7 protein-coding genes are annotated in these 12601 nt (G+C 38.2%); 1 reads left to right on the forward strand and 6 read right to left on the reverse strand.

Translation table 11 applies throughout. The features are described 5' to 3' along the window. The first annotated feature begins 27 nt into the window (after positions 1-27). Positions 28-1389, forward strand: a complete 1362-nt coding sequence (locus JE46_RS18760; protein ID WP_031456819.1) for a pyridoxal-phosphate dependent enzyme — start codon at positions 28-30, stop codon at positions 1387-1389. 54 nt (positions 1390-1443) lie between these two features. On the opposite strand, the gene JE46_RS18765 is transcribed toward JE46_RS18760, so the two are convergent. The 6 genes from JE46_RS18765 to JE46_RS18790 all read right to left on the reverse strand — a co-directional run bounded on the left by JE46_RS18765 (position 1444) and on the right by JE46_RS18790 (position 12601). Beyond that, positions 1444-1653 carry a hypothetical protein gene (locus JE46_RS18765; protein WP_031456820.1) on the reverse strand — a complete coding sequence of 70 codons (210 nt, stop codon included), beginning with the start codon at positions 1651-1653 and terminating at the stop codon, positions 1444-1446. A 232-nt stretch (positions 1654-1885) separates the two neighbouring features. After that, positions 1886-3907: a heavy metal translocating P-type ATPase gene (locus JE46_RS18770; RefSeq protein ID WP_031456821.1), complete on the reverse strand. Its 2022-nt coding sequence runs from the start codon at positions 3905-3907 to the stop codon at positions 1886-1888. An 11-nt stretch (positions 3908-3918) separates the two neighbouring features. Further along, positions 3919-5112 carry an efflux RND transporter periplasmic adaptor subunit gene (locus JE46_RS18775; protein ID WP_031456822.1) on the reverse strand — a complete coding sequence of 398 codons (1194 nt, stop codon included), beginning with the start codon at positions 5110-5112 and terminating at the stop codon, positions 3919-3921. A gap of 10 nt (positions 5113-5122) precedes the next feature. Next, a complete protein-coding gene (locus tag JE46_RS18780; RefSeq protein WP_031456823.1) occupies positions 5123-9439 on the reverse strand; it encodes a CusA/CzcA family heavy metal efflux RND transporter in 4317 nt (1438 codons plus the stop codon). A gap of 96 nt (positions 9440-9535) precedes the next feature. Further along, entirely contained in the window at positions 9536-9862 is a 327-nt protein-coding gene (locus tag JE46_RS18785; protein ID WP_031456824.1) for a DUF6660 family protein, read from the reverse strand. Positions 9863-9985: 123 nt separating this feature from the next. Beyond that, a complete protein-coding gene (locus tag JE46_RS18790; protein ID WP_031456825.1) occupies positions 9986-12601 on the reverse strand; it encodes a glycoside hydrolase family 3 C-terminal domain-containing protein in 2616 nt (871 codons plus the stop codon).

A 12601-nucleotide genomic window follows, 5' to 3' on the forward strand; every position in this document is an offset into this window, starting at 1 on the left:
ATTAAAATAAAATTAAACACAGATAGAATGGACTTTTCAAATACTATTTTAGAAACCATTGGCAACACACCTTTAGTAAAACTAAATAAAGTCGTTGCTGAAATTGATGCTTTGGTACTGGCAAAAGTCGAAACTTTTAATCCCGGAAATTCTGTTAAAGACAGAATGGCCGTGAAAATGGTCGAAGACGCCGAAGCTGATGGACGCTTAAAACCGGGTGGAACCATCATTGAAGGGACTTCCGGAAATACAGGGATGGGGCTGGCACTGGTAGCTATTATTAAAGGATATAAATTGATTTGTGTAATTTCTGACAAACAGTCTAAGGAAAAAATGGATATTTTGCGTGCCGTAGGTGCCAAAGTAGTTGTTTGTCCTACAGATGTTGAACCCACAGATCCAAGATCTTACTATTCGGTTTCAAAACGTCTTGCTGAAGAAACGCCAAATTCCTGGTATGTAAACCAATATGATAATTTATCCAATTCTCTGGCACACTACGAGCAAACAGGCCCTGAAATCTGGAAACAGACAGACGGTAAAATCACTCATTTTGTAGTAGGCGTAGGAACAGGCGGCACTATTTCAGGAGTTGGAAAATATTTAAAAGAGAAAAATCCGAATATAAAAATCTGGGGAATTGATACTTATGGTTCAGTTTTTAAAAAATATCATGAAACGGGAATCTTTGATGAGAACGAAATCTACTCATACATCACCGAAGGAATCGGAGAAGATATTTTGCCTAAAAATGTTGACTTTTCGCTAATTGACGGATTTACAAAAGTAACAGATAAGGATGCAGCGGTTTATACCAGAAAAATTGCCATGGAAGAAGCTATTTTTGTTGGAAACTCAGCAGGAGCTTGCATAAAAGGGCTGTTACAGTTAAAAGAGCATTTTAAGCCGGATGATGTTGTCGTGGTATTATTTCACGATTCAGGAAGCCGTTATGTAGGTAAAATGTTTAATGATGACTGGATGCGTGAACGTGGTTTTCTGGATGAAAATGTTACAAAAGCAGAAGACGTTATCAAAGACCATATTGACAAAGAATTAATCGTAGTGCGTACAGAAGAACTGGTTTCGCATGCTATCGAGCGTATGCGTAAATACAAAATTTCACAGATTCCGGTAGTGGATATCACGGGTTTTGTAGGTTCAGTGGATGAAACGGATTTGTTTAGAAGTTATGTAGCCGATAAAAATGTAGCCGAAAAACCAATCAAGGAAGTAATGGGAAAACCATTCCCGATTGTAAAATTAGGAACTCCTATCGAAGAGGTTTCAAAGTTATTTACCAAAGAAAATGATGCTGTTTTAGTAGATTTAAAAAACGGTAATTATCATATTATTACCAAATATGATATTATTGGTTCTATAAAATAATAGCCCGTCTAAAAAAACAAAAGGCATGCATTTAAAAAATGCATGCCTTTTGTTTTATCTATTGATTTTTTCCTCATTATAATCTGAATCATAAGTATTCAGCCTGTTTTTACCCGTAGTCCGATTTGGACTGTCGTTTATAAATTCTTCAGCAGTCTGGGCATTTTTATTATTTTCAGAATTGATTTTTAAATTCCGAATATTTTCTACCATGTCTTTTTCAGGACAGTTTTCGTTGTCCGGATCATAATTTTTCTCGGTCATGATTTTGTATTTTAAAGATTATTCAGTGGATTTTTAGAGTTTGGAGTTTCCTCTTTTAAGGATAATATAAATTTAAAAACGATTCTCTTTATTCCTTTTATAAAATTTAAATCTTCTGTTATATAATTATTAGAAACTGACCATATAGTGTTTAGTTATTTCAGGTGAATGCTAAAAACAAAACCCTTAAAAGTAAAGACTTGCAAGGGTTTAAAAAATAACGAAATAGAAATTAAAACTTCATTCGTTGAATCCTGACAGCATTCAAAATAGCTAACAAGGCTACTCCAACATCAGCAAAAACAGCTTCCCACATGGTTGCCAAACCTCCGGCTCCCAAAATCAAAACTCCTGCTTTTACGACGAAAGCCAGTGTTATGTTTTGCCAGACTATTTTCTTGGTCTGTTTTCCAATATCAATTGCCATCGCTATTTTACTCGGCTTATCATCCTGAATTACCACATCGGCGGTTTCAATGGTGGCATCGCTTCCGAGTCCGCCCATGGCAATACCAACATTACTGAGTGCCACAACTGGGGCATCATTTACACCATCGCCAACAAAGGCAACAGTTTCATTATTAGCCTTTATTTCTTTGACTTTATTGACTTTATCTTCCGGGAGTAAATCGCCAAAAGCATTTGCAATTCCGAGTTTTTGAGCCACAAATTGTACAACTGTATTTTTATCACCGCTTAGCATAGTGGTTTTTACATTCAGTGCTTTTAATTTATCGATGGTTATCTGCGCATCTTCTTTAATGCTGTCGGCAATGGTCAGATAACCGACAAACTTTTTGTCGTAGGCAACCGCAATCAGTGTGTATACTATCGAATTGGGGTCAACATCATAAGGAATGAAGAAAGCATCCATCAACTTAAAGTTGCCGACCAATAAGCTTTTTCCATCAATGACTGCTTTTAGTCCTTGCCCTGGGATTTCTTCCACTTTTTCGAGTTTAATAGAAGTGTCAATTGTGCCTGCATATTCATGTATCGCAGTCGCAACGGGATGTGTACTTTGACTTTCCAAAGCATTTACCATCTGTAAAATTTCCTTTTCATCGAATTGTGAGTCAAAAACAACTTCCTGTACTTTAAAAACGCCTTCGGTCATGGTTCCTGTTTTGTCCATCACAACATTCTGAATGGTGGCAATTGCATCAAGAAAATTACTTCCTTTGAACAGAATACCGTTTTTACTCGCAGCTCCAATTCCACCGAAATAACCAAGCGGAATAGAGATTACCAATGCACAAGGGCAAGAGATAACCAAAAATACTAAGGCTCGGTAAAGCCAATCTGAAAAAACATAATCAGGTACGAACAAATAAGGAAGAAAAGTAATCAGCACTGCCAGTAAAACCACAATAGGAGTATAGATTTTAGCAAACTTCCGGATGAATAATTCAGTAGGTGCTTTTTGCGCTGTGGCGTTTTGTACTAATTCTAAAATTTTCGAAAGTTTGCTGTCGTTATACGCTGTGGTCACTTTTACCTGTGAAACTTTATTAAGGTTGATCATTCCGGCTAAAACAATTTCTCCTTTAGATTTTGTATCAGGTTTGCTTTCTCCTGTTAAAGCAGCGGTGTTGAACGAAGCAGTTTCAGAGATTAATTCTCCGTCCAAACCTAATTTTTCGCCTGCTTTCAACTGGATGATGTCGCCAATTGTAGCGTCTGAAGCTTTTATAGTTTTAGGTTCAGAACCGACTAAAATAGTAACTTCATCGGGCCGTTGGTCCAATAAAGATTTAATATTCGTTTTCGCTTTTGTTACTGCCAAAGCCTGAAAAACTTCTCCAACAGAATAAAAAAGCATCACAGCCACCGCTTCGGGATATTCACCAATGGCAAATGCTCCAACAGTAGCAATCACCATCAACAGGAATTCAGAAAAAAGATCTTTATACCTAATACTTTCAATAGATTCTTTGATAACAGGAAAGCCGACAGGAATATAAGCGACAAGATACCAGGCTATTCGTATCCAGTCTCTAAACCAAATTGGTGTAAAGTAATTGTCTAAAACTATAGCAATTAACAACAATACCAAAGAAATGACTGAAGGCAGAAACATTTTGAAGACGCTTTCATTTGCATTATGGCTATGGTCATGTCCCTCATGATCTGTATGCTTTTGTTTTTTGGAAGAACAACCGCAATCATGGGTATCCGTTTGGATATGGATTTTTTGTTCTATGGTACAACAAGACTCTTTAGCCTCTGCATTATGTTGGTGTTTGTGTTCCATATTTAAATGTTTTAATGTTCGTGTTCTCCGCCACCTTTTGATTGTGATAAAAGATAATAAGCACCTTTAATCACAATTTTGGCATCCGAAGGAATTTCTTCAATTAGCTTCACTTCGGTATAGCCCAAATCGGTTGTTCCTACTGAGACTTCAATTGCTTTGAAATGAATTTCTGTATGATTTTCTCCTTCCTTATGGTTTTCTTCTTTTTTTGAAACTTCTTCGTGCTTATCTTCTTGAATGTAAATAAAATACTTTTCTCCGTTTTTTACAATAGCGTCTTTTGGCAATGCCTGAACCGTCTGATTCAAAATGTTGATATTCGCCGCAACATACATCCCGGAGATTAAATCTTTGGTATTGCCCGGATTTATTCTGGCGTGAACGGCAACGGTTTTGCTTTCATTGGAAAACGATTTATTGATACCAAATATTTTCCCTTTAATCGCTTTATTCGATTGATTGGTCAGTATGAAATCGACTTCCTGTCCTATCGAAATTTTACCTAAATCCTTTTCAAATACATTCAGGTCGAGGTGCATCTGACTATTGTCAACTACTTCAAACAAAGTTACGCCAGTTTCTGCAAATGCGCCTTTGGTAATATTGATATTACCCACATAACCGCTAATTGGAGAGACTATAGGGACTAAGGAAGTACTGCCTTTAGGATTTACGTTTAAAGCCTGAAGTTTATTTTTGGCTGCCTGTGCTTTGGCTCTTTCAGAAGCAAGTTTTGATTTTACTTCCTGAAATGTTTTTCGCGGATTGACATTTTCTTCACTTAATGTTTTCTGACGTTTAAATTCCTGCTCCAGATATTCAATATTCGCCACTGCCGATTGGTATTCTTCCTGCATTTCAGAAACTTCCAGATTTTGGATGGTTGCCAATGTTTTACCCTTTGCTACAAATGTTCCTTCCAAAACAAAAATATCTTTTACAACTCCGCCAATTAGTGTCGAAACATCAGCTCTGTTTTGGGGTGGTACAGCTGTGTAACCGTTGGCTTTGATGATGGTGTTGAGGTTTTTCATTTCAATACTACCCGTTTCAATTCCGATAGTTTTGGCTTGTTTTTCGGTTAAGGCTACTTCGGTTTCTGATTTTTCTTCGGCATGTTCTTCTTCGGTTTTCTTTTCTCCACAGGAAATAAAAAGGAAAATAGAAAGTAGAAGTATTTTATTGACTATTATATTTTTCATCTTATATAAATTAATTGTTAGGAATGGATGGAAACTGCAGCTGAATGGCACTTTGATTGTATAAATTAACCGCTTCGGCATTTTGCTTTTTGATGTCAATAGCCTGATTCAAAAAACTGATGTACGACCAATAGCTCATATCACCATTGGCATAGCTTTTTTGAGCCGTATTGATAATTTGGTCCGCATATTCCAACCCTTCGTTTTGATAATATTGTAATGCTTTTTGCTGTTTGTCAAACTCATTCTGCAATTCTTCTTTTTTCAGTTTTAGGGCTAATTTATTCCTGTCCAGCAGCAGTTGTGATTGCGAAACACTGATTTCGGATGCTTTGGCTTTAGCCGAATTTACGCCTCCAAAAAGCGGAATCTGAAAACCTGCCGTAAATCCCTGAAATAAGGATTTAGTGTCAATCGTTTGGGCGAAATAACCCAATCCTAATTTAGGTGTTCGCTGTGCTTTAAAAACACTGGTTTCTTTTTGGTTAACTAAAATCTGCTGTGCATAATAATCGTTTACCAAACCTTCTGCTTTGGATGAACTTACATCAAGTGTATTTTTATATTGTAAAGTAGCGGTTGTTTCAGGAATGACGATAGCATCGCTTTGCACAAAATATTGCAGCTGCTTTTGATAAATAGCCAAATCGTATTCAATCTGAGCTTTGATTGTTTCAATTTCCTTTACTTTGGCTTTGGCACTTATTGCTTCAATATTGCCGCTTTCTCCGGTTTTGAAACGTAATTCGGCATTTTTGAGGAATTTGGTATAAATCAAATTCAGCTCGTTATTCAGCTTTTGTAGTTCGACACCGTACAAATATTGATAATAAGCTAAAGTTACCGCTTTTTCAATTTCATATTCAGAGATAGCTTTGCGCTTTTCGGCCAATGCTGCCAGTTCTTCCTGTAATTGTCGGTTGGCTTTCGTTATTTTTCCAATAGGGAAATATTGCTGAACAGAAACATTATGATCGTAATCTGCACTGTTGAACTGCCCGCCCTGATACTGAATCTGTAATGGATCAGGCTGAAAAGCAGTTTTCTTCAGGGCGTTTTGTTTTTCGATTTCTTTATCGGCTATTTTCAGTGTCGCATTATTTTTTTTTGCTAATTCAAGAGCCTGTTCCAAAGTTACCGTTTGGGTATTTTGGGCAAAAGAAAAGGTGCTTATCAGCAAAAAGATTGTTGTCATTATTGAAGTATTCATTGTGTTTTTTCTTTTAATTCCACGTTCGAATAATAAATAAAGTATTGGCAATACAATGAGCGTAAGTAATGTTGCCGAAAATAATCCGCCGATAACCACAGTTGCCAGAGGTTTTTGTACTTCTGCACCACCACTCGTTGATAACGCCATTGGCATAAATCCTAAAGAGGCTACGGCGGCCGTCATTAAAACGGGGCGTAATCTTGTTTTGGTTCCAATTAAAACGCGTTGAAGCGGGTCAATAATGCCTTCAGTTTTGAGCTGATTGAAATAGGAGATAAGCACGATTCCGTTTAAAACAGCAATACCAAACAAAGCAATAAAACCAATTCCCGCAGAAATACTAAACGGCATTCCGCGTAACCAAAGTGCAAAGACACCTCCAATCGCAGAAAGCGGAATGGCTGTAAAAATCAATAACGATTGTTTGATACTTTTGAATGTAAAATACAGCAAAACAAGAATCAAACCCAAAGCGATAGGAAGTGCGACTGAAAGTCTTTTGTTGGCTTCGATCAGGTTTTCAAATTGTCCACCATAGGTAACGTAGTAACCCGCAGGAAGCTTGAAGTTGGTTTTCAGTTTCTCCTGAATTTCTTCTACCACGCTTTTGATATCGCGTCCCCGGACATTTAAACCAACAGTAATTCTTCGTTTACCATCTTCACGGGCGACCTGAACGGGACCTTGCTCGTAACTGATGGTTGCTACCTGCGCTAGCGGAATCTGCTGTCCATTTGGCAACGGAATAAACAGATTGCTCACATCTGAAATATCTGCCCGATTGTCTTTATTCAGCCGTACCACTATATCAAAACGCCTGCTTTGCTCATAAATTTTTCCTGCACTTTCTCCCGCAAACGAAGAGCGGATAATTTGATTGATGTCACTAATATTCAATCCGTACAGAGCAATTTTGTGATAGTCATATTTGACCGTGATTTGAGGTAATCCCGTTACTTTATCGGCTTTCAGATCACCAATTCCGTCAATGGAACTGATTTTTCCAATAAGTTCTTTGGCTTTGTTGTCTAAAACTTCCAGATCATCACCAAAAATCTTGATGGCAATATCGCTTCTACTTCCTGTCATCAATTCGTTAAAACGCATTTGGATAGGCTGGGAAATTTCGATATTGGCTCCGGGAATCGCTTCCATCTCTTCTTTCATCAAATTGGCTAATTCTTCCCAATTATGTGCAGAAGTCCATTCTTTTTTATCTTTTAGGACAATAATCAAATCAGCACTTTCGATCGGCATTGGATCGGTCGGAATTTCACCGCTGCCGATTTTTGCCACAATAGTTTTAATTTCAGGAAATTTGGCTTTTAAAATCTTTTCGTATTTCGTAGTCGTTTCTACCATTTGACTCAAAGAACTTCCTGTCATAATTGTAGTATTAATGGCTAAATCACCTTCTTCAATGGTTGGGATAAATTCGCCACCCATATTTTGGAAAGTAATAAAGGCGAAGGCAAATAAACCAACAGAAACCAAAAGAACCGCTTTTTTAAAATGTAAAGCTTTATTCAGCAGCGGAGTGTATTTACTCTCAAACCACGCCATCATTCGGTCACTGAAATTGGTTTTATACTCCGTCTTTTTTGATAAGAATAAAGAAGTCATCATTGGGACATAGGTTAATGACAGTACGAAAGCTCCAATAACTGCAAATCCAACGGTCATTGCCATGGGTTTGAACATTTTTCCTTCGGTTCCGACCAAGGCTAATATTGGCAGATACACAATCAGAATAATGATTTCGCCAAAGGCAGCACTGTTCCTGATTTTGGAGGCTGACAAATAAACTTCGTTGTCCATTTCTTCCTGAGTGAGTTCCTTTTTCCTTTTGATGTTTGCTAAATGGTGCATTGTGGCTTCCACAATAATTACGGCGCCATCGACTATAATTCCGAAATCGATGGCTCCCAAACTCATTAGGTTTCCGCTTACGCCAAAGTAATTCATCAGTATCACTGCAAAAAGCATGGATAGCGGAATCACTGAAGCAACGATTAAGCCGGCACGCAGGTTTCCGAGAAACAATATCAGGACGAATATTACAATTAATGCTCCTTCAACGAGGTTTTTGGTTACCGTTCCAATGGCGTTATTGACCAGTTTTCCTCTGTCAATAAAAGGTTCTGCGACAACTCCTTCGGGTAAGGATTTGTTGATTTGCTCCATTCTTTCCTTGACTCTTTCTACAACTGCGCTTGAGTTTTCGCCTTTTAGCATAAGAACCAATCCGCAGACAATTTCGCCTTTTCCATCTTTGGTTGATGCTCCGTAACGCAACGCGATGCCTTCGCGAACCGTGGCAACATCACGAACCAAAACAGGAGCGCCGTTTCGGTTTTTGATTACCACATTTTGCAGATCAGCAATTCCTGAAGCCATTCCGACACCACGGATGAAGTAAGCATATTCGTCTTTTTCGATATAAGCCCCGCCGGTGTTTTGATTGTTTTTTTCTAAAGCTTCAAAAATTTCTGTAATCGTAACTCCCTGACTGTTTAATGTGTTAGGATCAACGGCAATTTCGTATTGCTTTAGTTTTCCTCCCCAACTGCTTACTTCGGCAACACCTTCGACACCCTGCAATTGCGGAATAATAATCCAGTCCTGAATGGTTCTCAGTTTTACGGCGTCGTACTTGTTTTCATAGCCTTTTTTGGCATAGACATCATACTGGAAAATTTCACCAAGACCGGTCGTGATTGGTGCTAATTCAGGAGTACCTGCATATTTTGGAATATTTTCCTCAGCTGCTTTTATTCTTTGAAAAATTTGCTCCCTTGCCCAGTAAATATCGGCCTCGTCTTTAAATACAACCGTTACCACAGAAAGTCCAAAGCGTGAAATACTTCGCAATTCAATTACTTTGGGAATGGTTTTTACAGCCTGTTCTAAAGGATAGGTAATCAACTGCTCTACTTCCTGACTGGCAAGAGTGGGAGCTGTAGTAATAATTTGTACCTGATTGTTGGTTACATCAGGTAAAGCATCAAGCGGTAATTGCTTAATGGAATAACTGCCCCATGCCAAAAGCACAAGGGTAAAAAGCAGTATAACGAATTTATTCTTTATACTGAATTGTATAATCTTGTCTAACATTTGAAAATGTATAATGTATTAGAAATAAGTAAACAGAACATTTGCCATTGTTCGTGCCAAAGCACAGCTTTCTAACCTGGTATTACCCGGGTATCATTATACTAATTGAGGCGGCTGCCAGATACTTCCGTAGAAATTGGAAGTGAAAATAGATTGGTAAGTTGGCAATTGTGTTTCTATATCTTTAAAAGGTATTGGAAAATCTATTGCTATAGGTCGTGAATAGCTTGCCATTTGTGAACCACAGCAGCTGCAGATACAAAACGGTGAACACAAATCATTTTCTTTTTCGTGTGAATGATTGTCTTGTTTTGAAACCAATTCTGATTTAGTGTGCGCGAAACTATTTATCCCCATGTCTGCACAAGGCATACACGAAAGTATTAGAATAACAATTGATAATATGGTACTTGTAAGTTTCACGGTTGTAAAAATAGGATTTTTATTTTGATCCTTACTAAATTATTTGGAGTGAGTATTAATAATAAATAAAAACAAACAAACCCCTTACGAAAGATGTAAAGGGTTTATGTATTAAACTAAAAATTATTTTTCCAGTAAAACTGTTTTTCCGGTAATTTGAAATCGGCCTTTTTGTGTGTCGTCAGAACCATCAGGTTGTTTTCCGCCTACCGATATTGTAAACCACCCCGGTTCAACAATACGCTGGCCTTTTTTATCTATTAGGGACAACTGTCGGGGAGTTATTGTAAAACGAACCGTTTTTGATTCTCCTTTTTTCAGGCTGATGCGTTCAAAACCTTCCAGTTGCAATATCGGGCGTGGTGTAGAGGCTTTTTCATCTTTTAAATACAATTCGACAACTTCATCTCCATCACGTTCACCGATATTCGTTACATCAACAGATACTTCAAAATCTTTTTCAGAAGATGGGCTTGCTGCGAATTTCAGATTGTTGTATTCGAATTTGGTATAGCTTAAACCAAATCCAAAAGGATACAGCGGTTTTTTATCAAAATAACGATACGTACGGCCTTTCATATCGTAATTTTCAAAAGGAGGAAGCTGATCAACCGATTTATAATAAGTCACCGGAAGTCTTCCGGCCGGGTTGTAATCGCCAAAAAGCACATCTGCAATTGCGTTACCGCCCTGCTGTCCCGGATATCCTGCGGTTAAAATTGCAGGCACATTATCGTTGGCCCAATTGATTGAAAGTGCGCTTCCGTTTATTAAAACCAGAATGACAGGTTTTCCGGTTGTTATCATTGCTTTCATAAGCTCTTCCTGATTAGCCGGTAAGTTAAGACTTGTACGGTCTCCGCCCTCAAAACCCTCTGCCTCAACCTTCATTTCTTCGCCTTCCAGACGTTCGTTTAATCCTAAAACCAATACCACAGCATCTGCCTGATTCGCAGTCTGAATTGCTTCCTGTAGTATGTTTTCTTCAGGTTCAGACCATAAAAGCTGTGCGATGGCATCACCATAGAAGTTTTGGTACTTAACCTCGATTTTATATTTTTTCCCAGCTTCTAATTGAATTTTCTGCGAACGGATGCGCGGGTGGTGATTGTTTTTTCCACCAGTGTTTTTTCCACCTTCAATTTCCACTGTCATAAAAGGTTTAGACCATTCGGAAATATTGTAAACTCCCGTTTTTGGTGCTACAATATAACCAGTCCATCTCACACTGTAGTTGCCCATTTTCATGCGGGTATCTGGAGAATTTATGTCCCAGTGAAAGTCAACATTATCATCTATACGGGTAAAAATTGGTTTTCCTTCCCATTCCTTATTGTCAAAGTATTCTGCTGTCAGCCCTTGTGTACTATTTTCATTTTGAAGATAAACAGAAGGAATAACTTTCATTTCCGGAACTCCTTTCGCTAAATCGGTTCCCTTTGCATATAAAACCTTAGCCTGAGGCTCTAATTTGTTTTGAATTCCTTTTAACACGGTAACAGGATTGCTTGGAATACCGCTATAATTGCCCCATAATGACTGTAAATCATTGGCATTTGGCCCTATTACGGCAACCGTTTTGATATCTTTAGAAAGAGGAAGTGTATTATTTTGGTTTTTTAAAAGAACGATACTTTTTTGAGAAGCGACACGAGCCAACCAGTCATGGGCTGAGTTGTTGTTTACCGAATAAGGAATTTGAGCGTAGGGCACAATCTCCTCCGGATCAAACATACCTAATTTAAACCGGGCTGTAAACAAACGTTTTAAGGTAATGTCAATATCAGCTTCGGTTAGTAACTTGCGATCAAGAGCTTCTTTTAATGATTTGTAACAGCTTCCACACTCCAAATCCAAACCTTGTTTTACAGCTAAGGCAGAGGCTGTTGCAGCATCACGGGTAATTTTATGGTATTTCCAGATGTCGGTTACAGCCCCGCAGTCTGATACAATATAACCCTTAAATCCCCAATCATTTCGCAGTATATTGAATAAAAATGGACTGGCACTGGCTGATTCTCCTCTAAAACGGTTATAAGCGCCCATTACGGAATAGACATGTCCTTCTTTTACTAAAGTTCGAAAAGCAGGAAGGTAAGTTTCATATAAATCGATATCACTCGTTTCTGCATTAAACTGGTGACGGGAAGGTTCCGGACCAGAATGAACTGCATAATGTTTAGCGGTTGCAATTACCTTAAAGTATTTATCATTAGTACCCTGAAGACCCGTAACATATTTAAGGCCTAACTGGCCAGTAAGATAAGGGTCTTCGCCATAAGTTTCGTGTCCACGTCCCCATCGTGGATCACGAAAAATATTGACATTTGGTGACCAGAAGGTCAGTCCCTGATACATGCCGTGCTGTCCTCTTCTTAAATATTCGTGATGTTTGGCACGTGCCTCATCCGAAATAGCATTGGCTACATCAAAAATTAATTGCCTGTCCCAGGAGGATGCAATCGAAATAGATTGCGGAAAAACGGTTGCATATCCGGCACGGGCAACCCCATGCAGCGATTCGTTCCACCAATTATATTCAGGTACACCAAGACGTTCAATCTCGGGAGAGGAATCCATTAACTGACTGATTTTTTCATCAATTGACATTCTGGACACGAGATCATTAACACGCTGATCAGTTGGTAAATTTGGATTTTTAAACGCAAAGTTTTCCTGTGCGAAAGTGTTTACTGCCAGAAAGCTTAGTACAAACACAAGATGGTATATTTTTCTCAT

It is taken from the genome of Flavobacterium chungangense LMG 26729, assembly GCF_000735715.2.
Taxonomy (GTDB): domain Bacteria; phylum Bacteroidota; class Bacteroidia; order Flavobacteriales; family Flavobacteriaceae; genus Flavobacterium; species Flavobacterium chungangense.

Bases quoted from the DNA above. Each gene is read 5' to 3' on its own strand.
- JE46_RS18780 (WP_031456823.1), bottom strand. From the start codon at position 9,439: ATGTTAGACAAGATTATACAATTCAGTATAAAGAATAAATTCGTTATA.
- JE46_RS18775 (WP_031456822.1), bottom strand. From the start codon at position 5,112: ATGAAAAATATAATAGTCAATAAAATACTTCTACTTTCTATTTTCCTT.
- JE46_RS18760 (WP_031456819.1), top strand. From the start codon at position 28: ATGGACTTTTCAAATACTATTTTAGAAACCATTGGCAACACACCTTTA.
- JE46_RS18790 (WP_031456825.1), bottom strand. From the start codon at position 12,601: ATGAGAAAAATATACCATCTTGTGTTTGTACTAAGCTTTCTGGCAGTA.
- JE46_RS18765 (WP_031456820.1), bottom strand. From the start codon at position 1,653: ATGACCGAGAAAAATTATGATCCGGACAACGAAAACTGTCCTGAAAAA.
- JE46_RS18770 (WP_031456821.1), bottom strand. From the start codon at position 3,907: ATGGAACACAAACACCAACATAATGCAGAGGCTAAAGAGTCTTGTTGT.